Origin of the sequence: Xanthomonas dyei, from assembly GCF_002939865.1 — a bacterium.
Taxonomy (GTDB): Bacteria; Pseudomonadota; Gammaproteobacteria; order Xanthomonadales; family Xanthomonadaceae; genus Xanthomonas; species Xanthomonas dyei.
Map to the genome: position 1 here is coordinate 1 of NZ_MDEE01000004.1, position 22,963 is coordinate 22,963.

Below are 22,963 nucleotides of genomic sequence, written 5' to 3' on the forward strand. Positions count from 1 at the left end.
AGCCCACGCCGGCTCTCGACACCTAAACTGCCAGATTCCGAACAGATAAGGCTCTTATGCGGCATCCATGCCGCATAAGGTCCCGCGCCGGTAGGCGGACAAGGTCCAGTCGAGATGGTCGGTGTGCACGGTTGCAAGCAAGGCACCAGCCCCGCCGTTTAGTTACTGACTTTTTATCGCCAAGTGAAGTGCAGTACTGCCAGCTGTTTACCTGCTCACCGACCAATGTCTTGGCTATGCGGCATCCATGCCGCATAAGGGCCCGTGCCGGCAGGCGGACAAGGGCCGGTAGAGATGGTCGGTGTGCACGCTTGCAAGCAAGGCACGCGCACCGCCGTTTAGTTACTGACCTTTCATCGCCAAGTGGAAGTGCAGTAAGGCCAGCTGTTTACCTGCTCACCGACCAACGTTCTGGCGCGGTGCCCTCGCCGCTTGCGGGACCCTGTGGCGGCATGGATGCCGCCACGGAGCGTCCATGGATGGATTCACAGCGTGTCCCGCAAGCGGTGAGGGCACCGCGCGCTCGAAGACGCGACCTGACCACCCGCTGACGGCAACAGGCGCCAAAAGACTGCACTGCCGCCAGTTGCACCCACCTGCACATTCGATGCCTGCGCAGCCCCACACCCACCTGACGATCACGACGCGTTGTCAGCCGCTCTTGGTCTCTTCCGCAGTCTCTTCATCGGCCTGCGTCAACGCATAGCGGTTGAGCGACCGGCTCTCCCGGCGCGGCGGCGTAAAAGGCGTGGGCTTGGGCACCGTCGGCGTGATGTTGCCGAACATCAACCCTGCACCGGCACGCACATTCCCGGCAGCGATTTCCAGCTCCAGCCGCTCCGCATCGCGGCGGCGGATCTCGCGGCCGATCATGCCGGCCTCATCCTCGTCCACGCCCAGCTCGACCAGCGCCATCTGGCCGAAGGTCACCGCCGACTCGAAGGTTTCGCGGATCTGATAATCCACACCGGCCGCGATCAGCTGCAGCGAATGCTCACGATCGAACGAGCGCACCAGCAGGCGCGCATGCGGGAACTCGCGCGTTGCCAGCTCGACGATGCGATTGGCCGCTTCGCGATTGTCGATGCATACCGCAATCGCCTGTGCAGTGTGCGCACCGGCAGCATGCAACACGTCCAGCCGGATCCCGTCGCCGTAATAGATCTTGAAACCGAACTCTTCCGCGCTCTGGATCATCTCGATGTCGTTATCGATGATGGTCACATCCACGTCGCGCGCCAGCAGCGACTGGCTGGCCACCTGACCGAAGCGTCCGAAGCCGATCACCAGCACGCTGCCGGTTTGACCGTTGGCCGATTCCACACCGTCCAGCGATACCTCCGGCGCGGGCATCAAACGCCGCTGCACCAGCACGAACAACGGCGTCAGCGCCATCGACAGCACCACGATGGTGGTGAGGGTGGCATTGACCTGCGCATCGATCACGCCCGATGCCGCGGCCGCCGCAAACAGCACGAAGGCGAACTCGCCGCCCTGCGCCATCAGCACGCCGCGGTCCAGTGCCTGGCGACGATCGCTGCGCATCACCCGCGCCACCGCATAGATGCACACCGCCTTGCCCAGCATCAGCGCCAACACACCGACGAGGATCAGCCGCCAATCGGCCGCAACCACGCGCAGGTCCAGGCTCATGCCCATGCCCAGGAAGAACAAGCTCAGCAACATGCCGATCCCGGTCAGCACCAGTGCGCACACGCAGATCTGCACGGTGCCCAGGCCGAAGATTTCCTTGCGCAGGCTCCACAGATGCAAAGGCCGTATCTCCAGACCGATCACGAACAGGAACATCAACACGCCCAATTCGGCGACATGCAGGATCGCCTGCGGGTCGTCGAACAGGCCCGGTCCGAATGGCCCGATCGCCAGCCCTGCTGCCAGGTACCCGAGCACCGAGCCCAGGCCCAGCCGTCGGAACAGAGGGATCGCCACCATCGCAGCACCCAGTAGAGCCACCACGTTGATCAATTCACTGGAATGAGCAGGCTGGCTCACGCCCGGATTCTAACGACACGTACGCGCCCACGCCCTGCATCTGCTTGCTTGTTGCACCGACCCGTCTAGACGCCATCGTTTCCGCCAAGGCCTCGCGCTTTGATCGGGAGGCCCAAACGACGAACGACGCCGGGTGGCGTCGTTCGCGATGGAACAGTGGCGAAGCGATCAGCCGCGCGCGTCGGCCTGGGCCAATGCGTTGCGCAAGATTTCCTTCGCCGGCCCACCATGCTTTTCATGCTGAAGCGCGAAGTGCACGGTGGCCTCGATCAAGCCGATGTGCGCGCCGCAATCGAAACGACGGCCTTCGAAGCGGAATGCGTCCACCTGCTCTTTCTTCAACAGCTCGGCAATCGCATCGGTCAGCTGGATCTCGCCACCGGCGCCTGCTCCGGTCGCTTCGAGCAACTCGAAAATCTTGGGGCTGAGCACATAACGACCGACCACGGCCAGGTTGCTCGGCGCCACTTCCGGCTTGGGCTTTTCGACGATCGCATTGATGCGGCCCTTGCGGCCGTCGAATGCGTCGGTGGACACGATGCCGTAGCTGGCGGTCTTGTCGTGCGGCACGTCTTCCACGGCAATGACGCTGCCGCCAGATGCTTCGGCCACATCGGCCATCTGGGTCAGCGCGGCGGCGCCACGATTCCACATCAGATCGTCCGGCAGCAGCACAGCGAACGGCTCATCGCCGACCACGGCCTTGGCACACAACACCGCATGGCCCAGGCCGAGTGCCTCGGCCTGCGTCACAAAAATGGCGCGAACGCCTTCCGGCAATGCATGACGCACCAGTTCAAGCTGCTCCAGCTTGCCTGCACGCTCAAGCTTCTGCTCCAGCTCGTAAGCCTTGTCGAAGTAGTCGGCGATCGAATGCTTGTACCGATTGGTCACGAAGATCAACGTATCGCAGCCGGCCTGGATGGCCTCGTCGACGGCGTACTGGATCAATGGTTTGTCGATGATTGGCAGCATTTCCTTCGGCACCGTCTTGGTCGCCGGAAGAAAGCGGGTCCCAAGACCTGCGACGGGGAATACGGCCTTGCGAATACGCTGGCTCATTACAGTCTTCTGACCTCACGTGCGGGGAATGGAACGACCGTATCAGATCGCGCGTCGACTTTCCGTCGAGCAGCCGCAAAATCCGGCATCAGGCCGCCCAACACAGTCTCCATTGCGTTGATGTCATAGCGATTAACCGCCTCACGCAGACGCGTCACCAGCTGCAGTACCTGCTCGTGCGAGAACTCGCGCACACCGGCTTCCAGAATCTTGGGATGCGCAGTCGGGCGGTAGTCTTCGTCGGAATAGAACAACGTCTCGTGCAGCTTCTCGCCCGGACGTAGACCGGTGTAGAGAATCGCCACATCCTTGCCCGGCTGCTTGCCGGCAAGCCGAATCATCTGCTCGGCAAGCAAGCGGATCGGCACCGGCTCGCCCATGTCCAACGTATAGATCGCGCCATGCGACGCCGACGCAGCTGCCTGGATCACCAACTGACAGGCCTCGGGGATGGTCATGAAGTAGCGCGTCACATCCGGATGCGTCACCGTGACCGGCCCGCCCTGGCGGATCTGCTCGCGGAACAACGGCACCACGCTGCCAGCCGAATCCAGCACATTGCCGAAGCGCACGGTGATGAAGCGCGTTGGCGCATCGCGCGCGTCAAGACTCTGGCAGATCATCTCTGCGTAGCGCTTGCTTGCGCCCAGCACATTGACCGGCTCGACCGCCTTGTCGGTGGAAATGAACACGAAGGTTTCGATGCGTGCACGCTGACACGCACGCGCCACGTTCTCGGTCGCCAGCACATTGTTGCGTACGGCCTCGCGCAGCTGCTCTTCCAGCAACGGCACCTGCTTGTACGCAGCGGCATGGAACACCGCATCCGGAGCAGCGGTGTTCAATGCATGCGCCACCACGGCCGGGTCGCCGCAATCGCCAAGCACCCGCACCACTTCGATATCCGGGAACAGACGACGCAGATCCGAATCGATGGTCAGCAATGCCAGCTCGTCGATTTCCAGCAGCACGATACGACGCGCCCCATGGCGCGCGCACTGACGGCAGACTTCCGAGCCGATCGAGCCGCCAGCGCCAGTCACCATCACGGTCTTGTTGGTCAGCCAATCGCGGATCAGTCGCCAGTCCGGCGTCACCGGCTTGCGATTGAGCAGGTCCTCGATGGCGACCTCTTTCAATTCGCCCGGCAGCGAGCGCCCTTCCAGCACATTGATCAGCTTGGGTACCATCCGGAACGGCAGACCGGTGCTCTCGCAGATCGCCACCACGCGCTGCATGCCGGAGGCATCGAGCGAGGGAATCGCGATCACCAGCAGTTTGGCGGCGGTCTCTTTCGCAATCGATGCGGCCTGATCCAGATTGCCCAGCACGTTGAGGCCCTGGATCTTGGCGCCGTGCAGGTTGTTGGCATCGTCCAGAAAGCCGACCGGCACGAAGGTACCGGTGCGGCGAAGGTCGCGCACCAGACCTTCGGCAGCACGCCCGGCGCCCAGGATCAGCACGCGCTGCGCCGCATCGCCGGAGTGCGCAATCTGATAATCCTTCCAGGCGCGATACAGCAGCCGCGGTGTCCCGAGCAGCGCCGACAGCGCGAACGGATAGACCACCAGTACCGAGAGCGGCACGCCGTCCAGGCGGTCGTACGACAACGCCAGCACGATGGCCACCAAGCCGAGGAAACTCGACTTGAAGATATTCCACAGGTCAGGCACCGACGCAAAGCGCCACAGCCCCCGGTACAGCCCCATCTTCCAGAACACCAGGCCCTGTGCCACCAGGACCACGGCGGTGCGCCAGTCCCACAGCGGAAGAGCGGGCGGCTCGCGCAACATCGAGTAGCGGCCGGCATGCAGCAGCTGCCAGCACACCCAGACCATCAGAAGGTCGTGTACCACAACTGCCACTTGCGGCAGCGCATTGGTCAAACGGTCACGCCAGGAAATCATAAGAATCCGTTACTCAGGAATTGCGCAGTCCATCGCGCAGAAAATACCAGCTGGCACTCGCGCCCAGGCCCCACACCACCGCTGCCCAGACTTGCTGACCAAACACATCATGACGAAGTAGCACATACAAGCAGACGGCAGCGACGCTGAAAGCGAAATAAACAGCGGTTACCGTGACGTGCGTCTCAAGCCGTCGTGCCAAACGTTGATAGACGTGTTGGGCGTGAGGCTCCCACCAGCGCTGCCCCGCGAGCATGCGAGACAGCAGCGTGAAGCCGGCGTCCACAAGAAACGCGGTCAGCGGAAGCCAGCCGATCCACCAGCTCACCTGCCCGGCCCCAACACTCAGTGCAAGCAGCGCCGCCAGCACATACCCCAACGCACCGCTACCGCCGTCGCCGAGGAAGATGCGCGCGCGCGGAAAATTGAATGGAAGAAAGCCCAGACATGCTGCCGCCACCGCCAGACCGGCCAACGACCAGCCGGCCGGAACCACCAAAGCGAATGCCAACGCGGCCAACGCGGCCTGGCTCGCGGCCAGGCCGTTGATGCCATCCATGAAATTCCAGACATTGATCAGCACGACCGACGCGACCGCGCTGAGAATGCCGTCCACGACGTTACCTGTGGAATAGATGACCAGCGATCCAAGCGATGCCGACGCGGCCAGATGGATCGCAAACCGCAACCTGGCCGACAACGGCCGATGGTCGTCCCACCAGCCCACGCCCGCTACCAGGATCAAGCCGACGGCGAACCAGCCGACCACCAGGCGTACAGCCGGCCACAGCAGGCTGGTCGCGATGCAACCGAGCAGGATCGCCGCCACGATCGCCATACCACCACCACGCGGGGTTGCGACCACGTGGCTGCGTCGCTCGCCGGGCTCGTCGAGCAGACGACGATGCAAGGCATAGCGCCGCAGCAGCCCAGTTCCAAGCGCCGCAACGGTCACGTGCAAAGCGCACCAGAGCCAGATCTGAGGCATCAGCGCGGATCACCGTTCTGGAAAACATCGGCACAGGTTCGGCGCATGTTCGACGCGGGCAAAGCAAAAAGGCGCGGCGGCAAGCCGGCCCGGCCGAGAACGAAGCCATTGGGCAGATCACGGCGTGGCAATCCTGGCTGCATCTGCGCCGCTGCGAAGCTGCAGCTTACGCCACAGTCTGATCGACGCCGACGCAAGCTGCGACGGCGCACCACCCCAGAGTCGGTCGGACTCACTGCAAATTGCCAAAAAGACAAAGACACGCCTTACACCACCGCGTAGTTCAACAGCGGCTTGACGGTGCCCCACTCCTTGCAGCTCGGGCATTGCCAATGGTGGGTCTTTGCGCCGAAACCGCAACGGGTGCAGCGGTAGCTGGGGTTACGCACCAATAGCTGGTCGGTGATGTGCTTGAGATCGTTCAAGGTACCGACCGGGTCGCTGCCCTCGGCAAGCGTCAGGTCGATCAGCGCCGACTCGCCGCGCACCGATGGCCGGTCCTTGAGCTGACGGCCGAGATAGGCCAGCGCGGGCGCAACTCCGTCCTGCGCTTCCATCAATTGAGTCAGCGCCAGCACCGGTGCGATACCGCGATAGTGCTCGGTCATCTCCGACAAGAAATTGCGTGCACCGGCGATATCGCCGACCCGTCGATAGGCGGCCATCAAGGCAGGAATGATTTCCGGCAGGTATTCCGGATCGTGGCGTGCAGCACGCTCGAAGGCCCGCACGGCGGCCTCGTCATGGCCGCGCTCGGCTTCGATGCGCCCTTCCAGAATACCGGCGCGGACCGACGTACCGTCGGCCTGGTACGCACGCGCAATCGCCTGCAAGGCTTCATCGGCCTTGCCCAGGCCGCGGTACCGATCGGCCAACTCGCATTCGAATTGCGAAATCAGCTTGCCCATCGGCTCGCCGGTGACTTCTTCGTAACGGGTGGCGTTGTCGATCGCCTTTTCCCAGTCGCGCTCGGCCTGATAAATGCCGATCAGATGGCGCAGCGCCTGCGGCGCGCGTTGATCCAGCTGCGCAAGCTCGGTGAATACCGTTTCGGCGCGATCCAGCAGACCGGACTTCATGTAGTCCTCGCCCAGCGCAAGCAGGGCCTGGACCCGCTGCTGGTCGGTCAGGTCGGCACGCTGCACCAGGCCCTGATGCAGACGGATGGCGCGATCGACCTCCCCGCGGCGGCGAAACAGGTGACCCAGCGCGACCTGCGTCTCGAAAGTTTCCTTATCCAGCTCGGCGATGTGCAGAAACAGCTCGATCGCCTTGTCCGGCTGCTCGTTGAGCAGGTAATTCAGACCACGGAAATAGGTGCTGGACAATCGGCTGACCTGGGTATCGCCATGACGCTGGCCACCACGGCGGCCGACGATCCAGCCGCTGAGCGCTGCCAGCGGTAAAAACAGGAAAAACCAGAACCACTCGGTCAGGAAGTCCATACGTGCTTAGAGTCCATCGAGAGGGCGCGGCTCGACTGCGGCAGGCGTGATCGGCCTGGCATCGGCGCGGCTGACCGCAACAGCCTTGTTGGCCTGACGCAGCTTGGAATAGAGAGGAATGACCACACTGACCAGCACCATGCCCGCACCGATCAACACACCGACCAGCAGCGCGACAATGATCGCTACCCCGGAACTCGTGTGCACACTGGAAAACAGAAAATCAAGAGTGATGTCCTGGGAATTGACCGCACCGATAATCAGGCCGACCAATAGGAAAGCCAGCATCACCAGCAAGCGAAACACCTTCATCGCGCGACTCCGTCGGGAAGGCGCCTAGCTTAACCGAGCCGACATAAACGCAGCGGTAGAGCCGTCGTCACTCGGCGGCATCGGCCAGATCGACCGGGACCACGGAGCTGACACGCTCACGCAATTCCTTGCCCGGCTTGAAATGCGGAACATGCTTGCCCGGCAGTGCAACCGATTCGCCGGTCTTGGGATTGCGGCCCAGACGTGGCGGACGGTAATGCAGAGAAAAACTGCCAAACCCGCGGATTTCGATCCGATCACCATCGGAGAGCGCCTGCCCCATCATTTCCAGCAGTGACTTCACCGCCAGATCCACGTCGTCCGACTTCAGATGCGCTTGGCGTCGCGCCAGGATTTCAATCAATTCGGACTTGGTCATGGGAACTTGCTTTTTTCGACTGACACATCGGAATCGGCCCGGGCAAGCCCGGGCCGATCCATCACGCTCGCGAGAGCGCTACGCGCTTACTCGGACTTGTTGCTGTTCAACTGCGCACGCAGCAGCGCGCCCAGCTGGGTCATGCCGCCCGACGCAGCGGAGGACTGATATTCCTCCAGCGTCTCGCGCATTTCGGCATCGTCCTTGGCCTTGATCGACAGCTGCAGGGTGCGGCCCTTACGGTCCATGCCCACGAACTTGGCTTCGATCTTGTCGCCGACCTTCAGGTGCTGAGTCGCATCGTCGACGCGCTCGTTGGCGATATCGCGTGCAGCGACGTAGCCTTCGATGCCTTCGGCCAGGTCGATCGTGGCGCCCTTGGCATCCACTTCACGCACAACGCCTTCGACCTTCGAACCCTTCGGGTTGGACGCCATGTACTGACCGAACGGATCCTGCTCCAGCTGCTTGACGCCCAGGCTGATGCGCTCGCGTTCCGGGTCCACTGCCAGCACGACGGCTTCCAGCGTGTCGCCCTTCTTGTAGTTGCGCACGACATCTTCGCCGGTGGTGTTCCAGCTGATGTCGGACAGGTGCACCAGACCGTCGATGCCGCCGTCCAGACCGATGAAGATGCCGAAGTCGGTGATCGACTTGATCTGACCGGACACCTTGTCGTTCTTCTTGTGGGTCGCAGCGAAGGTTTCCCACGGATTGGCGGCGACCTGCTTCATGCCCAACGAGATGCGGCGACGCTCCTCGTCCACATCCAGCACCATCACTTCGACTTCGTCACCAACCTGCACAACCTTGGACGGGTTGACGTTCTTGTTGGTCCAATCCATCTCGGAGACGTGCACCAGACCTTCGACGCCCGGCTCGATTTCGACGAATGCGCCGTAATCGGTGACGTTGGAGACCTTGCCGAACACGCGGCTGTTGGCCGGGTAACGACGCGCGATGTTGTCCCACGGATCTTCGCCCAGCTGCTTCAGGCCGAGGCTGACGCGGTTACGCTCGCGATCGAACTTCAGCACGCGCACGTCCAGCTCGTCGCCGACGTTCACGACTTCGGACGGATGGCGCACGCGCTTCCAGGCCATGTCGGTGATGTGCAGCAGGCCGTCGATACCGCCCAGGTCCACGAATGCGCCGTAATCGGTCAGGTTCTTGACGACACCCTTCAGGATTGCGCCTTCCTGCAGCTTGTCCATCAGCTGCTCGCGCTCTTCCGAATGCTCGCTCTCGACCACTGCACGACGCGACACCACAACGTTGTTGCGCTTGCGATCCAGCTTGATCAGCTTGAACTCAAGCTCCTTGCCTTCCAGGTAGGCCGGGTCGCGCACCGGGCGCACATCCACCAGCGAACCAGGCAGGAACGCGCGAACATCCTTGATGTCCACGGTGAAACCACCCTTGACCTTGCCGCTGATGCGGCCGGTGATGGTTTCGTTCTTTTCCAACGCTTCTTCCAGCTCGTCCCACACCATCGCGCGCTTGGCTTTCTCACGCGACAACACGGTCTCGCCGAAGCCGTTTTCGATGGAGTCCAGCGCAACCTTGACCTGGTCGCCCACGCCCACATCGATCTCGCCAGCGTCGTTACGGAACTGCTCGATCGGCACGATGCCTTCGGACTTCAGGCCAGCGTTGATCACCACCACGTCGCCGCGCACTTCCACGACGGTACCGGTGACGATCGAGCCCGGCTTCAGCTTGGCCAGATTGGCTTGACTGGCTTCGAACAGTTCAGCAAAAGATTCTGTCATTTGGATTTTACTCAGTTGAACACACGGGCGCCGGTCGTCGGGTTGCGACAGAGACGGACCGCCCAGCCTGTTGGTCGACCCCAACAACGAGTCGGTTTATGAAGTAGTAGAACCGCCACGCAGGATGCGCAACGGAGCTTTGGAACGCCTTACGGTCGGCGGGACCTGCCCGCTTGCGGAACGCTTACGACGACGTGCGGTCGGACAACACCCCGACCACACGCTGGACGACATCCTCGATCCCTATTCCGCTGGTATCGATCAGCACGGCGTCTTCGGCCGGCCGTAATGGCGCCACCACCCGCTGGGCATCCCTGGCATCTCGGGCCATGATCTCGCGCAGCAGGTCGTCAAAGATAACCGAAACACCCTTTTCCATCAACTGTTTATGACGACGGCCCGCACGTTCTTCGGCACTGGCGGTCAGGAAAACCTTAAATGCGGCATCCGGAAAGATCACCGTGCCCATATCGCGCCCGTCGGCCACCAGGCCAGGGGCACGTCTGAATGCGCGCTGGCGCTCCTTGAGGGCACTGCGCACCTCGGGAATGGCCGCAATCGCCGAGGCCAGGGCGCCAGTGGTTTCCAGGCGCAGTTCGCCGGTTGCGTCCTCGCCGTTGACCAAAACTCGCAGGCCCGCTTCGCCAGCGTCATCGAACTCGACCTTGGTGTCGAAGGTGCAGCGCACCAGCGCAGCCGGGTCGGACACATCCAGATCGGCCCAGCTCGCCGCCACACCCACCGCGCGATACAGTGCGCCCGAATCGAGGTAGTGCCAGCCCAGCCGGGCAGCCACGATGCGGCTGACTGTGCCCTTGCCGGCGCCGGAGGGACCATCGATGGTGAGAACGGGCGAAAGGTCGGTCATTCAGGTTTCCGGAAGGTCATCAGGCGCTAGTGTAGCGCCGCTCGCAGCGATTCGGATGCAACCACTTGAAAGCACGACGAAAAGCCGGTTAGAATTGCCGGCTTAATTGCGGGTGCAGCCTCGATTGCGCGCACTCTCCCATCGAATCCAACCGTTTACGCCGAGGTGTGCCATGAAAGTCCTGTCCTCCCTGAAGTCTGCGAAGACCCGTCACCGCGACTGCAAGGTGGTCCGCCGCCGCGGCAAGGTCTTCGTGATCTGCAAGTCGAACCCGCGTTTCAAGGCGCGTCAGCGCTAAGTAGTTGCTGCGCGTGCAAGACCCGAGAAAGCCGCCTTCGGGCGGTTTTTTCTTGGCCGATGCTTGATGCGCTGCCGTGCGTGGCGCTTTAGGAAGCGATCTGCAGCCACATGCTGGTGCGACCGCCCGAATGGTGCGCATCGCGCCGACGTTTGTCCTGGTTTTTTGCTGTAATCACCATCCGAATCTTGTCCACTGGGGAGTAGATGACATGCGCAACCGTTTGTTTGTGATGCCGCCGATCGTGCTGACAATCGCGCTGATGGGGATCAGTGCCGCCGCTTCTGCCGAAACGCTGCTGGTCGATCGTGTACAGCAAAAGCCCGCCGCCGCCCTGCCCTTGCGCGGCGACAGCATGAGCCAGGTCGAAGGCCGCTACGGTGCGCCGCAGCAGAAGCTCGACCCGCGCGGTGGCCAGAAGCGCCAGTGGCCGACGATCCACCGCTGGGTGTATCCGGCATTCACCGTGTACTTCGAAAAGAGCAAGGTGATCGACGTGGTGGCCAATCAGGCCGATGCCAACGAGATCGGGCCGAAACCGCCGATCCAGTAAGACGCGACATCACCCCGGCCAGCGCGTGCAGACATCGTTCGCTGCACGTCTGGCCAACGCTCGCAGCACCATGTGTGTGGTCCGTCAGCACTCGGACATGCGTTGCTGCGAATCTGCATCAAGCCTGGCGCGGCAACGTGCGCCAGGATCGCAAGAGCCTGCACTCGAGTGCGGGGTATCGATGAACGTTTGGGCCGCTGTCCGGACACCAAGATGAGTATTGCCTCGCATGACCGACCGTCTTCGCTTTCCCGCCGAATGGGAACCTCAATCCGCCGTGTTGATGGCGTGGCCGCATGCCGGCACCGATTGGGCCGAGCGCCTGGCCGATGTGGAAGAGACCTACATCGCGCTGATTACCGCGATCTCCCGCTTCGAGCCGGTGGTCATCTGCGCGGCCGATGACGATCTGCAGATCTATGCCGAGGCGCGGCTGCGTTCGGCGCGCGTGGACATGACGCGGGTGCGCTTTGTGATCGCCGCCTACAACGACACCTGGTTGCGCGATTCCGGCCCGATCACGCTGCGCCAGAATGACGGTTTCCGCCTGATGGATTTCCGCTTCACCGGGTGGGGCGGCAAGTTCGAGGCCAGCCTGGACGACCAATTGGTGAGTTCGCTGGATGCGGCGCAGGTCTTCGTGCCCGCCCCGGTGCAGACGGTGGATTTTGCGCTGGAAGGCGGTGCGATCGAAACCGATGGTGCCGGCACGCTGCTGACGACCTGGACCTGCCTGCACGAACGGCATCCGCAGCGCACGCGCGAATCGCTCAGCAGCGATCTTGCGGCATGGCTATCGCAGGATCGGGTGCTGTGGCTGGACCACGGCTATCTCGAAGGCGACGACACCGACGCGCATATCGATACGCTGGCGCGCTTTGCCGGCCCGGACACGATCGTCTACCAGGGCTGCGATGTGCCCGGCGATTCGCATTACGCCGAACTGCAGGCGATGGGCAACGAGCTGGCCGCGCTGCGCACCGCCGACGGGCAGCCTTACCGTTTGTTCGTGCTGCCGTGGGCCGAGCCGATCCTGGATCAGGGCCGTCGCCTGGCTGCGTCGTATGCCAACTTCCTGATCGTTAACGGCGCGGTACTGATGCCGGCGTATGGCGATCCGGCCGATGCGACCGCGCAGGCGGTGCTGGCCGAAGCGTTTCCGCACCACGAAATCGTTCCGGTTCCCTGCCGTGCGCTGATCTGGCAGAACGGCAGCCTGCATTGCCTGACCATGCAGTTGCCGGCCGGCCTGCTCGCCGCCTGACCAGTGCGTTCGACGCGGCTACGTCAGTGGCGCGTCGTTTCTTGTTCCGGCCGGCAGGCCGGTGTTATGCCATGGCGCGCTACCTTAGTGCGCACCTTTGCAGGATGAGATGCCATGTCCCGTCACCTTCTTTCCGTCGCGCTGATTCAAGAGCGCAACCACGGCGACGCCGAGGCCAATCTGGCCATCATCGAATCGCGCGTGGCCGAGGCTGCCGCACAGGGCGCCAAGTTGGTGCTGCTGCAGGAGCTGCATAACGGCGCGTATTTCTGTCAGCACGAGTCGGTGGACGAATTCGATCTGGCCGAGCCGATACCCGGCCCGAGCACCGAGCGCCTGAGTGCGCTTGCCAAGCAACATGGTGTGGTGCTGGTCGCCTCGTTGTTCGAGCGCCGCGCCGCCGGCCTGTATCACAACACTGCGGTGGTGTTCGAAAAGGACGGCCGTCTGCTCGGCAAGTACCGCAAGATGCACATCCCCGACGACCCGGGCTTCTACGAGAAGTTCTATTTCACGCCGGGCGATCTGGGGTTTACGCCGATCGATACCTCGGTGGGCCGCCTGGGCGTGCTGGTGTGCTGGGATCAGTGGTACCCGGAAGCGGCACGCTTGATGGCCTTGGCCGGTGCGGAACTGCTGCTCTATCCTACCGCGATCGGCTGGGACCCGGACGATCAGCAGCCCGAGCAGGAGCGTCAGCGCGATGCGTGGATCCTGAGCCATCGTGGGCATGCGGTCGCCAATGGCGTGCCGGTGCTGTCGTGCAACCGCGTCGGGCATGAACCCTCGCCGCTGGGCGCGTCCGGCATCCAGTTCTGGGGCAACAGCCATGTGTTGGGGTCGCAGGGCGAGTTCATCGCCGAAGCCGGCCAGGAGCCGACCGTGCTGATCTGCGATGTCGACCTGCAGCGCAGCGAACATGTGCGGCGCATCTGGCCGTTTCTGCGCGACCGTCGCATCGATGCGTACGGCGACCTGCTCAAGCGTTACATCGACTGATCGCATGGCCGTCGAGCTGCGTGCAGTCCGCGATACGGACATCCCGGCGATCACCGCGATTTATGCGGAGCAGATCGCCGGGTTCAATACCTACGAATACAGCGCGCCGTCGAGCGCGGACATGCACGCCCGCATGCGCGTGATCGTGGATGCCGGCTACCCGTATCTGGTTGCAGAACATGCCGGCGCTGTCGCCGGCTATGCCTATGCCAGTGCCTATCGCGCACGTGCGGGCTACCGCTGGACGGTGGAGAATTCGATCTATCTTGCCGCCGACATGCAGGGCCGCGGGATCGGCAAGGCCCTGTTGGGCGAACTGATCGCGCGCTGCGAGCAGCGCGGCGATCGGCAAATGATTGCGGTGATCGGCGATGCGAGCAACCAGGCATCGCTGCGGCTGCATGAACGTTTTGGATTTCGCACGGTCGGAGTGTTCACCGGTATCGGCCGCAAGCAAGGTCGCTGGTTGGACGGCGTGCAGATGCAGCGCCAACTCGGCTCCGGTAACACCGCCCCTCCTTCTGATGAATGACCCCATGACTGAGCAGACCACCCACGTTCTGGACGATGCGCTGTCCGGCCAGCCGCACCGCATCGTCGAACGCGATGGCGTGCGCTACACCTTGCTGGGAACTGCCCATGTCTCGCTGGCCAGCGTCGCCGCGGTGCAGCGGGCGATCGGCAGCGGCCGTTACGACGCGGTGGCGGTGGAGCTGGACGCGCAACGCCTGCAGGCGCTCAGCGACCCGGATGCCCTCGCCCGCCTGGATCTGGTGCAGGTGATCCGCAAGGGGCGCGTGGCCCTGTTTGCGGCCAATCTGGCATTGGCGGCCTACCAGCGCCGCCTGGCCAAGCAGTTGGGCATCGAGCCGGGCGCGGAGTTGAAGGAGGCGGTGAATCTGGCCCGTGCGCAGGGACTGCCGGTCTATCTGATCGACCGCGAAGTCGGGCTGACCTTCAAGCGTGCGTCCGGGCGGTTGGGATTCTTCGGCAAGATGAAACTTGCCGGCGGTCTGCTCAGCGGCCTGTTCGCCGCCGACGAAGTGGGCGAAGAGGAAATCGAAAAGCTCAAGCAAGGCGACATGCTCGAAGCGAGCTTCGGCGATTTCGCCAGCGAGAGCCCGGAGCTGTACGAGACGGTGATTGCCGAGCGTGATCGCTACATGGCCACGCGCCTGCGCGAAGAAGCCGGTGCCGGGCAGTATGAAGTGCTGGCGGTGGTCGGCGCCGGACATCTGGCCGGGCTTGCGCGGCACCTGGAACAGGACACCGATGCGCTCGGCCCGCTACGCGAGTCGCTGGAATACGTGCAGCAGCGCAAGCGCGTGCCCTGGATCACGTTGGGCATTTTGGCGGTGATCATTACCGGGATCGGCATCGGCTTCTGGCGCGGCGGCCTGAGCATGGGCGCCGACCTGTTGCTGCAGTGGGCGATGTACACCGGCGGTCTGGCCGCACTGGGCTGCCTGCTGGCCGGCAGCCACCCGTTGAGCATCCTGACCGCGGCGGTGGTGGCGCCGTTCAAGCCGTTCCGTCTGAGCGTACCGACCGGTGCCTTCGCGGCCTTGGTCGAAGTGCATATGCGCAAGCCAGCCTACGGGGATTTCCTGTCGCTGCGCGACGATGCGCAGACCCTGCGCGGCTGGTATCGCAATCGCGTATCGCGCGTGGTGCTGACGTTTCTGTTGACTAACTTCGGCAGCATGGCAGGAGTGTGGCTGGCAGGCGTGCAGATCTTCAATCGCCTGCATGGGTGATTGAGAAGGCAGTCGGCAAGCTGCGGTATCCCGACGCCTTGCAGGAGCGCACCTGGGCGCGATTGGACGTTCTCGGTAAAGCCCGTCGCGCCCGGGTGCGCTCCTACGTGGTTGGCGTTACGGAGCGGCGGACTGATCCGGTGCAAGCTGCAAACGCACCCACACGCCATAGTGATCCGATGCCCAGCGCCCTTCGGCATATGGGGTGTCGAACAGAATGCGGGCTTCGCGGGCAAGCAGACGGTTCTGCTGGAAGAACACGTGGTCGATGCGCGCCGGCGTGTCGAAGACATGAAGATTCAAGGTACTGACCGTGGCATCGCTGTTGCGGTGCACGCTGCCATAGCTGTCGCCATAACCCTTGCGTAGCGCCTCCAGATCCAGCGCGTCGGCGGCGGTATTGAAATCGCCTGCGATCACTACCGGCGCCTGCGCGCTGGTGGAGGCAATGAACTCCAGCAGGTCGCCGACCTGGCGCGTGCGCGTTGCGGTGCCGCGCGCATCGGCGCGTTCGTTGAGATGGGTGACGTAGACATTGACCGGCTGGCCATCGATATCCACCTGCAGATGCGCCGCAACGCGGTAGTCGTCCAACGGGTGCAGCAGTCGCTCGTGGCGCGCCAGCACCTTGCGCCGGCTCAGCAACGCATTGCCATAGCGCTTGGCGGCACCAGGGGGATCGGCCGAGGCGAAGATCACCGCGTAGCCCAGCTTGCGCGCCAGCCAGGTGGATTGGTTTTCCACGCTACCGCGGCGCTCGATGACCTCCTGCAACGCAATGACATCGGGTGCCAGTTGCTTGAGCTCCTTGGCGATGTAGGCGCGGCGGGCCGGCCAGTCTTCGCGGTCGTGATGCAGGTTGAGCGTGACCAGGGTCAGGCCGCGGGCAGACGGAGCTGGGGTGACCTGCCCTGCCGGGTCACTGACCGCTGCAGCGCCGTTCTGCTTGGACTGCACTGCAGCACGTAACGGCCCAGCCTGACCAGGCTGGCCTGCCTGCGCGTGCGCGCAGCACAGCGCCAGTGCGACAACGGCTGCACACCGGCCAGCGCGACGCCAGTGTTGCCCTGCCCGTACCGGCCAAGGCACGGCCGTCATTGCGTGGCGCGCTCGGCCCGCCGCACCGCGCTGGGCACATCGATCTGCACGGTGGCCGGCATCTGCTGGATACGCAGCTCACCGTTCTGCCACTCCACCGTTTCGCCGTTGACGCTCGTCTTGCCGGGTTCGCCCTGATACGGCCAGACAAACACCACGCCGCCCGGCGGCAGCAACAGGCCGGGTTGCAGTTGCAGCGATAGCTGTTTTTCGGTGCGCTGCAGCGTGTAGTTGAGGCGGCCGTACGGCGTGCGCAATTCGGCAATGCCGATGCCCTTGCCTTTGCCTTCGAACCAGCGGGTCGGCGTGCCAGCGGCGATGACGATGCTTTGGTCGGATTCACGCGTGTAGGCGAACATGTCCAGCACCGAACGCACGAAGTCCGATGCGACCCAGGCGTGCGGCAGATCGCCGACGAAGAACGGTGTACGCGGCGTGCGCGAGACCACCTCGGCCCACTGATTCCAGGGCTGCGGCGCGCGATCCTTGAAGAAGAATGCGGTGGCATCCCAAGCACGCTGGCGCCAGCCCAGCCGCACGAACGCGGCGACGTTGCGCCATTCGTACGGGGTGTAGTCCTTCCACTCGCGCTTGCCGTCGCGGCGATCGGAGAACTCTTTCCAATAGCGTTCGAAGGTATTGGTCAGCAGCTCCTGCGGCAGGCGCTGCTGCTCGCCGCCCGGTGTCAGCGCGATGGTGGTGGAGGTCGCGTCGAAATCGCCGAGTTCGGCCGAACCGGGCAGGAAATCGAGCGTGTGCTCGCGCACCGCCGCACCCAGCGAAGCGATCAGGTCGCCGCTGAATTCGTCACGTGCAGCGCTGAAACGGGTGACGTCCTCCGGCTTGTCGAGCACGCCGGCCAGCATCGTGGCGTCCTTGTAACCGCGCAGCGCCCAGAAGTTGTCCCAGTACGAATGCACCGGTTTGGCCGAATAGCCTTCGTGGCTGATCGACACCGGCATCATTCCGTAGAACGCCGGGTTACGCATGAAGTTGTCTTCGGTGCGCTCGCTGGCGCGCAGTTTTTCCATGTAGTCGAAGGCGCCGGTCACATGCGGCCACATCTTCTCCAGGAACGGCCTGTCGCCGGTGTAGCGGTAGTACTCGGCGATGTTGTAGATCAGTTCGCCGTGACTGTCGTTTTCAGGCACCGGGTCGCTGCCGCGGTCGTCCACGCAGCACGGCACCATGCCGTCGGCAAATTGATACGGCGCAAACCAATCCACGTAGTCGCGCACCACGTCTTCGCGGCCGAGCCGCAGCAGGCCTTCGGAAATCATCGCGCCATCTCGGATCCAGCTGCGCGAATACGAGCGCGTTCCCGGCTGCAGGCGTGGGCCGATGCGCGAAATCAGCATGTGCGCCAGCGCCGTGCGCAACGTATCGACCACCGGCTTGCCTTCGGCCGGCACACTGATGCGCACGCGATCGAGCTTGCCGCGCCACTGCTGGGCCACCTGCTGCTGCGCGGCGTCGGCATCGAAGCCGGCGGGCAATTGCGCCGCGCCGGTCTGCGGGATCACCAGCGCCACTTCGCGCTTCTGGCCGGGTTCCAGCTTCCAGCGATACAGCAGCACGCCCGACGCCAGGCCGGTTTCGTCCTTGACCTGGGTGACCGTCGGCGCCGTGGCGGCGGTGAGATGGCTGACATCCATGCCGCTGTCGAAGGCGCTGGCGAAGCCGGCATCGGGACGTTGCGCGGCGAAGACGCGCGGCTTGCCGTTGACGCTGACCTGGCTGCCATCCACCGCCAGTTGCTCGATCCGGCTGACGCCGCCCAGGGTGTTGAGGAACTGCGACGGGGGGTTGACCTGGAACGGACGCACCGCCAGGGCCAGGGTGAACTCACGTGCCTCCTTGCCGGTGTTGTGCAGCTGATAGCGCGCGACCAGTTGCGCCTGATCCGGTGTGCCCTGCACGAACGCGGTGACGCGCAGATTCATCAGGTCGTGATGCCAGTCGACGCTGGGAATCGGCAGGTAATCGTCCTGCAGGCTCTGCTCGCTGCTGACGTCGGACCAGTGCAGCACCTTGCCACCGGTGACCACGAACGGCTCGATGCTGAAACCGCCCTTGCCCACTTCCACCGCACCGTCTTCGCCGATCAGGCCCTGCTCGGTGCCGCCGTCAAGACCGAGGATGGTCCAGTACGGCTGCTCGCCGGAAAACCCGCGCGGATAACTGCCACGCGGCAACTGACCGGCCAGCGATTTGATGAAGTCGTTGGGCGTTGCCGCAAACGCCAGCGGCTGCAACTGCACCTCTTTGATGCCGTAGCGCCAGTTCGGGCCGTCCTTCAGATCGAAACGCAGATAGCGTGCTTCGGTATCGGGCAAGGCCAGCCAGTCGGTGCCGCCGGCACCGGCGGTGACCGTGCGCAGATCGCGCCAGCTGCGGCCATCGGCCGATGCACGCACCGCGTACTGCGAAGCCTGCAGGCCGGGCACCCACTGCACCACCGCGCCACCGAATTCGCGCACCTTGCCCAGATCCAGCGTGACGGTCTGTTGCTTGACCGCGCCGCTGAGCCAGAAGGTGTCGGGCTTGCCATCGGCCAGACGTTGCTCCAACGCCGGCGCCGTGTCGGTGATGGCCTCGGCCTTGAGCGGCGAGGTGTCTTCCGGCGGCAATGGGGTGAGCGTCAGGCGGTCGAAGCACACCGAACCCTTGCCACCGACCTTGTTGTAGATGGTGAACTCGACATCCGCGCTGCTGCGCAGCTGCTTGTCCGCACCCGGACCCCAGGCCTTTTCGATGTTGCGCTTGCGGTAGTTGAACGTGGTCCAGTTCTTCGGGAAATTGAAGCCCGGCCGGTTGACCCACCACACGTTATCGCCACTGGCATCGATCAGCTTGAGTTGCAGATCGTTGGACGGCGATTCGCCGCGCAGCGAAAACCCGATGCGGTAGTTCTCGGGGTATTCGAGCGGCAGCGCGCGGCGGATGCCGACATAGCCGGAGACGCCGTTGAAGTTGTAATCCAGGCACAGCGCATGCCCACCGGAGGGCGTCGCCACCGGGCGCAACGAGCCGCTGACCTGGTTGGACACCACCAGGCGCCAGGCGCCGATGTCGTTGAAGCCGTCGAGCACGCGCTCCTGCGCCTGCACCGCGCCCGCAGACGTGACGAAAGCGGCCATGGCACATAGTCGCAGGAACACTGGTTTCACCCCTTCACACTCCCCAGCAGAAGACCTTGAATGTAGTAACGCTGCAGCGCCAGGAACAATAGCAGCACCGGAATCACCGTCACCACCGCGCCGGCCATCATCAGTTCCACGTCCATGATGTGCTCGCGCGACAGCGCCGCCAGCGCCACCGGCAAGGTGTATTGCTCCTGGTCGGTGAGCACGATCAGCGGCCACATGAAGTCGTTCCATGAGCCCATGAAGGTGAAGATGGTCAAGGTGACCAGCACCGGCTTGAGCATCGGCAGCACGATCTGGAAGAAGATCCGCATCTCGCTGGCGCCATCGATGCGCGCGGCTTCGATCAACTCATCGGGAATGCTGCGCGCGTACTGGCGCACCAGAAAAATGCCGAACACCGTCGCCAGCGCTGGCACCACCACCCCGCCGATGTTGTTGACCAGATGCAGCTGCTTCATCAGCAGAAACAGCGGCAGCATCGCCACCTGCGCGGGAATCACCAGCGCGGCCATCAGGATCTTGAAGATGCGCTCGCGGCCGACGAACTGCAGCTTGGCGAAGGCATAGCCGGCCATGGTGTTGATCAGCAGCGAGCCCAGCGTGATCAGCCCGGACACCAGCAAGCTGTTGGCGAAGTTACGCGCCATGCCGGTGCGCGCGAACAGCTCGTGGTAGTTGGCCAGGGTGAACGCCGATGGCAGCATCGGCGGTGGGAACCGGCTGGCCTCGCCGGTGGGCATGAACGACACCGACAGCATCCACAGCAACGGCGCAAGGCTGATCAAGGCCAGCACCAGCAAGCCGCCATTGATCAGGACGGCGTTCCAGCGCGACTCGCCGACATCACGACTCATATCAGGTCCCTCTTGCGGCCGAAGCGCAGCATCACGGTGGTCACCGCCAGGATGATCAGGAACAACAGGAACGCCACTGCCGACGCGCGGCCGAGGTTCCACCATTTGAAGCCTTCTTCGAACATGAAATACAGCACGCTGACGGTGCTCTGCAGTGGGTCGCCGCGGGTCATCACGTACGGTTCGGCAAACAGCTGGAAGTAGCCGGAAATGGTGATCACCCCGACCACCATCAGCACCGGGCCGAGCATCGGCAAGGTGATGTGCAGAAACTGCTTCCAGCGCGAGGCGCCATCGATGCGCGCGGCCTCGTAGAGGTCCTGCGGAATCGCCTGCAAGCCGGCCAGGAAGATCACCATGTTGTAGCCGAAGTTCTTCCATACCGCGAACAGCATGATGGTGGGCATCGCCCAACGCGGATCGCCCAGCCAGTCGATCGGGGCGATGCCCAGATGGCTCAGCCCGAAGTTGACCAGGCCATATTTGATATGGAACAGGTAGCGCCAGATCACCGCCACCGCCACCAGCGTAGTCACCACCGGGGCGAACAGTGCGGTGCGGAACACCGCCTTCAAACGCGAGGCCTTGGCGTTGAGCAGCAACGCTGCGCCGAGCGACACGCCGATCGACATCGGCACGCCCAGCAGCACGAAGTAGGTCGTGTTCCACAACGACTTCCAGAACAGCGGCGTCTGCAGCAGCTCAATGTAATTGCCCAGGCCGACGAAGCGCAGGTGGCTGCTGTCGGCCAACGCGTACAGGTCGAAGTCGGTGACGCTGAGCACCAGCGCGGCGAACACCGGCACGCCGAAGAACATGCCCAGCACCATGATCGACGGCGCGGCGAACACCCAGCCGGCAACGGAATTGCGCTTCATCATCGTGCCGCTCCCTTGCCGCTGCCTGCAGCCGCTGCTGCGTCCGGCGTGGGCCCGGTGGCAGGCGCGCCCGACGTGCCAGCCGGCCCAACATGCCCGCCTTCCTGTTCAAAGATCCAGCGGCGCTTGGCCAGGATGTCGTCCACGCGTTTATCCAGTTCCTGCACGGCGGCTTCGTGCGATTGACCGCCACGCACCACGCGCTCGGTGACCAGGCGCATTTCCTGCACGATGCGCTCCCATTCCAGCACCTTGGGCGTGGCCTTGACCCGTTCCAGCTGGTCGCCGAAGGCATGCGCCAGTTCGTCGTTGGCCAGCGACGGCAGCTTCCAGGTACTGCGCCGCGGCGGCAGGTCGCCGATGATGGCGTGGAAGCGCGCCTGCACCGTGGGCTGGGACAGATATTCGATCAGCTTCCAGGCCGCGTCCTTGTGCTGCGACGATTTGAAGATCACCAGGCTGGAACCGCCGGCAATACCGGCGCCCAAGCCATTCGGGCCGGGTAACGCTGCGGTACCCCACTTGCCTTCCATGCCCGGCGGCTGGCGCAGCTTGAACTCGCGCACGTTCCAGGGCCCGGACAGATAGAACGCGTAGTAGCCGTTGAAGAACTCGTACCAGACGTTGGAGACCTGAGTTTCGGACACCTTCGGCGCCCAGCCCTTCTGGTACATGCCGTCGTAGAACGCCAGCGCCTTGCGGAACCCTTCGCCGCGGAAGTTGCCGTAGTTATCGTGGTCGCGCAGCAGGCGGTCGTCCTGCTGCAGCGCGAACGAGAGCTGCTGCTCGAACTCGTTGAGCGGCATCAGGATGGCGTAACGGTCGGGGCCGACCTTGCGCTTGATCGCAGCCATTACCTGTTCCATCTCGGCCCAGGTCTTGGGCATTTCGCTGTAACCGGCCTCGCGCAACAGATCCTTGCGGTAGAACAGCAGCCGCGTGTCCACATACCACGGCACCCCGTACAGCGTGCCATCGACCACGTTGGTGTCCCACACGCCGGGGAAGTAGTCCGCCGGGTCCACGATGGTCGATCGCGCCACGTAGGGCTGCATCGGCTCCAGCGTGTCCAGCAGGGCGAATTCCGGCAGCCAGGTGTTGCCCAGCTGGCACACGTCCGGCAAACCGTCGGCTGCGAAGGCGGTGAGCAGTTTTTCGTGCGCTGCGGTCATCGGGATGTTCTGCACATCGACCTGGATGTCCGGGTTCTGCTTCTCGAAGTCGGCCACCAGTTCGGCCACCACTTCGGCCTCCTTGCCCATGGCCCAGAAGCGCACGGTGGTCTTGGCGGGATCGGAGCGGTTACATCCCGCCGCACCTGCACACAGGGCGGCGGCCAACATCAACAGTTTCAAAAGGCGCACGGA

20 protein-coding genes are annotated in these 22,963 nt (G+C 63.6%); 6 read left to right on the forward strand and 14 right to left on the reverse strand.

Annotated elements, in window-relative coordinates; translation table 11 throughout:
• Positions 1 to 651: 651 nt before the first annotated feature.
• From XdyCFBP7245_RS04625 to cmk, 9 genes are all read right to left on the reverse strand, one after another.
• Positions 652 to 2,013, reverse strand: a complete 1,362-nt coding sequence (locus XdyCFBP7245_RS04625) for a cation:proton antiporter domain-containing protein (RefSeq protein WP_104614609.1) — start codon at positions 2,011 to 2,013, stop codon at positions 652 to 654.
• A gap of 168 nt (positions 2,014 to 2,181) precedes the next feature.
• A complete protein-coding gene (gene galU, locus XdyCFBP7245_RS04630; protein WP_104614610.1) occupies positions 2,182 to 3,075 on the reverse strand; it encodes a UTP--glucose-1-phosphate uridylyltransferase GalU in 894 nt (297 codons plus the stop codon).
• A complete protein-coding gene (locus XdyCFBP7245_RS04635; RefSeq protein WP_170068515.1) occupies positions 3,075 to 4,982 on the reverse strand; it encodes a polysaccharide biosynthesis protein in 1,908 nt (635 codons plus the stop codon). The genes galU and XdyCFBP7245_RS04635 overlap by 1 nt, the downstream gene beginning before the upstream one ends.
• Positions 4,983 to 4,995: 13 nt before the next feature.
• On the reverse strand, positions 4,996 to 5,970 hold the full coding sequence (locus tag XdyCFBP7245_RS04640) for an MraY family glycosyltransferase (protein ID WP_104614611.1): 975 nt from the start codon (positions 5,968 to 5,970) through the stop codon (positions 4,996 to 4,998).
• Positions 5,971 to 6,236: 266 nt separating this feature from the next.
• Complete coding sequence (gene lapB / locus XdyCFBP7245_RS04645) at positions 6,237 to 7,415, reverse strand: lipopolysaccharide assembly protein LapB (RefSeq protein WP_039409755.1); 1,179 nt, start codon at positions 7,413 to 7,415, stop codon at positions 6,237 to 6,239.
• A gap of 6 nt (positions 7,416 to 7,421) precedes the next feature.
• Entirely contained in the window at positions 7,422 to 7,727 is a 306-nt protein-coding gene (locus XdyCFBP7245_RS04650) for a lipopolysaccharide assembly protein LapA domain-containing protein (RefSeq protein WP_104614612.1), read from the reverse strand.
• Between the two features lie 67 nt (positions 7,728 to 7,794).
• A complete protein-coding gene (locus tag XdyCFBP7245_RS04655; RefSeq protein ID WP_046962676.1) occupies positions 7,795 to 8,106 on the reverse strand; it encodes an integration host factor subunit beta in 312 nt (103 codons plus the stop codon).
• A gap of 86 nt (positions 8,107 to 8,192) precedes the next feature.
• Positions 8,193 to 9,878 carry a 30S ribosomal protein S1 gene (gene rpsA / locus XdyCFBP7245_RS04660; RefSeq protein ID WP_104614613.1) on the reverse strand — a complete coding sequence of 562 codons (1,686 nt, stop codon included), beginning with the start codon at positions 9,876 to 9,878 and terminating at the stop codon, positions 8,193 to 8,195.
• A 184-nt stretch (positions 9,879 to 10,062) separates the two neighbouring features.
• Positions 10,063 to 10,746 carry a (d)CMP kinase gene (gene cmk / locus XdyCFBP7245_RS04665; protein ID WP_104614614.1) on the reverse strand — a complete coding sequence of 228 codons (684 nt, stop codon included), beginning with the start codon at positions 10,744 to 10,746 and terminating at the stop codon, positions 10,063 to 10,065.
• Between the two features lie 172 nt (positions 10,747 to 10,918).
• On the opposite strand from cmk, the gene ykgO reads away from it, so the two are divergent.
• The 6 genes from ykgO to XdyCFBP7245_RS04695 all read left to right on the forward strand — a co-directional run bounded on the left by ykgO (position 10,919) and on the right by XdyCFBP7245_RS04695 (position 15,617).
• Positions 10,919 to 11,044, forward strand: coding sequence for a type B 50S ribosomal protein L36 (gene ykgO, locus XdyCFBP7245_RS04670; protein ID WP_005913193.1), 126 nt, complete (start codon positions 10,919 to 10,921; stop codon positions 11,042 to 11,044).
• 211 nt (positions 11,045 to 11,255) lie between these two features.
• Positions 11,256 to 11,597, forward strand: coding sequence for a hypothetical protein (locus XdyCFBP7245_RS04675; protein ID WP_104614615.1), 342 nt, complete (start codon positions 11,256 to 11,258; stop codon positions 11,595 to 11,597).
• 229 nt (positions 11,598 to 11,826) lie between these two features.
• On the forward strand, positions 11,827 to 12,861 hold the full coding sequence (locus XdyCFBP7245_RS04680; protein WP_170068516.1) for an agmatine deiminase family protein: 1,035 nt from the start codon (positions 11,827 to 11,829) through the stop codon (positions 12,859 to 12,861).
• Between the two features lie 114 nt (positions 12,862 to 12,975).
• Positions 12,976 to 13,860, forward strand: coding sequence for a carbon-nitrogen hydrolase (locus tag XdyCFBP7245_RS04685; RefSeq protein WP_104614617.1), 885 nt, complete (start codon positions 12,976 to 12,978; stop codon positions 13,858 to 13,860).
• Between the two features lie 4 nt (positions 13,861 to 13,864).
• On the forward strand, positions 13,865 to 14,392 hold the full coding sequence (locus tag XdyCFBP7245_RS04690; RefSeq protein ID WP_104614618.1) for a GNAT family N-acetyltransferase: 528 nt from the start codon (positions 13,865 to 13,867) through the stop codon (positions 14,390 to 14,392).
• On the forward strand, positions 14,385 to 15,617 hold the full coding sequence (locus tag XdyCFBP7245_RS04695) for a TraB/GumN family protein (RefSeq protein ID WP_104614619.1): 1,233 nt from the start codon (positions 14,385 to 14,387) through the stop codon (positions 15,615 to 15,617). The genes XdyCFBP7245_RS04690 and XdyCFBP7245_RS04695 overlap by 8 nt, the downstream gene beginning before the upstream one ends.
• 117 nt (positions 15,618 to 15,734) lie before the next feature.
• Here the strand turns inward: XdyCFBP7245_RS04695 and XdyCFBP7245_RS04700 are convergent, their stop codons facing one another.
• The 5 genes from XdyCFBP7245_RS04700 to XdyCFBP7245_RS04720 all read right to left on the reverse strand — a co-directional run bounded on the left by XdyCFBP7245_RS04700 (position 15,735) and on the right by XdyCFBP7245_RS04720 (position 22,960).
• Positions 15,735 to 16,574 (reverse strand): endonuclease/exonuclease/phosphatase family protein, encoded by an 840-nt coding sequence (locus XdyCFBP7245_RS04700; RefSeq protein WP_386261258.1) that lies wholly within the window; start codon positions 16,572 to 16,574, stop codon positions 15,735 to 15,737.
• Between the two features lie 137 nt (positions 16,575 to 16,711).
• Complete coding sequence (locus tag XdyCFBP7245_RS04705; RefSeq protein WP_170068517.1) at positions 16,712 to 19,855, reverse strand: discoidin domain-containing protein; 3,144 nt, start codon at positions 19,853 to 19,855, stop codon at positions 16,712 to 16,714.
• Between the two features lie 26 nt (positions 19,856 to 19,881).
• Entirely contained in the window at positions 19,882 to 20,718 is an 837-nt protein-coding gene (locus XdyCFBP7245_RS04710; protein ID WP_005992271.1) for a carbohydrate ABC transporter permease, read from the reverse strand.
• Positions 20,715 to 21,599: a carbohydrate ABC transporter permease gene (locus tag XdyCFBP7245_RS04715; protein ID WP_104614621.1), complete on the reverse strand. Its 885-nt coding sequence runs from the start codon at positions 21,597 to 21,599 to the stop codon at positions 20,715 to 20,717. The genes XdyCFBP7245_RS04710 and XdyCFBP7245_RS04715 overlap by 4 nt, the downstream gene beginning before the upstream one ends.
• Entirely contained in the window at positions 21,596 to 22,960 is a 1,365-nt protein-coding gene (locus tag XdyCFBP7245_RS04720) for a sugar ABC transporter substrate-binding protein (RefSeq protein WP_104614622.1), read from the reverse strand. The genes XdyCFBP7245_RS04715 and XdyCFBP7245_RS04720 overlap by 4 nt, the downstream gene beginning before the upstream one ends.
• Between the last annotated feature and the right edge of the window lie 3 nt (positions 22,961 to 22,963).

Bases quoted from the DNA above. Each gene is read 5' to 3' on its own strand.
- XdyCFBP7245_RS04680 (WP_170068516.1), top strand. From the start codon at position 11,827: ATGACCGACCGTCTTCGCTTTCCCGCCGAATGGGAACCTCAATCCGCC.
- lapB (WP_039409755.1), bottom strand. From the start codon at position 7,415: ATGGACTTCCTGACCGAGTGGTTCTGGTTTTTCCTGTTTTTACCGCTG.
- XdyCFBP7245_RS04635 (WP_170068515.1), bottom strand. From the start codon at position 4,982: ATGATTTCCTGGCGTGACCGTTTGACCAATGCGCTGCCGCAAGTGGCA.
- XdyCFBP7245_RS04710 (WP_005992271.1), bottom strand. From the start codon at position 20,718: ATGAGTCGTGATGTCGGCGAGTCGCGCTGGAACGCCGTCCTGATCAAT.
- XdyCFBP7245_RS04650 (WP_104614612.1), bottom strand. From the start codon at position 7,727: ATGAAGGTGTTTCGCTTGCTGGTGATGCTGGCTTTCCTATTGGTCGGC.
- ykgO (WP_005913193.1), top strand. From the start codon at position 10,919: ATGAAAGTCCTGTCCTCCCTGAAGTCTGCGAAGACCCGTCACCGCGAC.
- XdyCFBP7245_RS04705 (WP_170068517.1), bottom strand. From the start codon at position 19,855: ATGGCCGCTTTCGTCACGTCTGCGGGCGCGGTGCAGGCGCAGGAGCGC.
- XdyCFBP7245_RS04685 (WP_104614617.1), top strand. From the start codon at position 12,976: ATGTCCCGTCACCTTCTTTCCGTCGCGCTGATTCAAGAGCGCAACCAC.
- galU (WP_104614610.1), bottom strand. From the start codon at position 3,075: ATGAGCCAGCGTATTCGCAAGGCCGTATTCCCCGTCGCAGGTCTTGGG.
- cmk (WP_104614614.1), bottom strand. From the start codon at position 10,746: ATGACCGACCTTTCGCCCGTTCTCACCATCGATGGTCCCTCCGGCGCC.
- XdyCFBP7245_RS04655 (WP_046962676.1), bottom strand. From the start codon at position 8,106: ATGACCAAGTCCGAATTGATTGAAATCCTGGCGCGACGCCAAGCGCAT.
- XdyCFBP7245_RS04715 (WP_104614621.1), bottom strand. From the start codon at position 21,599: ATGATGAAGCGCAATTCCGTTGCCGGCTGGGTGTTCGCCGCGCCGTCG.
- rpsA (WP_104614613.1), bottom strand. From the start codon at position 9,878: ATGACAGAATCTTTTGCTGAACTGTTCGAAGCCAGTCAAGCCAATCTG.
- XdyCFBP7245_RS04675 (WP_104614615.1), top strand. From the start codon at position 11,256: ATGCGCAACCGTTTGTTTGTGATGCCGCCGATCGTGCTGACAATCGCG.
- XdyCFBP7245_RS04695 (WP_104614619.1), top strand. From the start codon at position 14,385: ATGAATGACCCCATGACTGAGCAGACCACCCACGTTCTGGACGATGCG.
- XdyCFBP7245_RS04690 (WP_104614618.1), top strand. From the start codon at position 13,865: ATGGCCGTCGAGCTGCGTGCAGTCCGCGATACGGACATCCCGGCGATC.
- XdyCFBP7245_RS04640 (WP_104614611.1), bottom strand. From the start codon at position 5,970: ATGCCTCAGATCTGGCTCTGGTGCGCTTTGCACGTGACCGTTGCGGCG.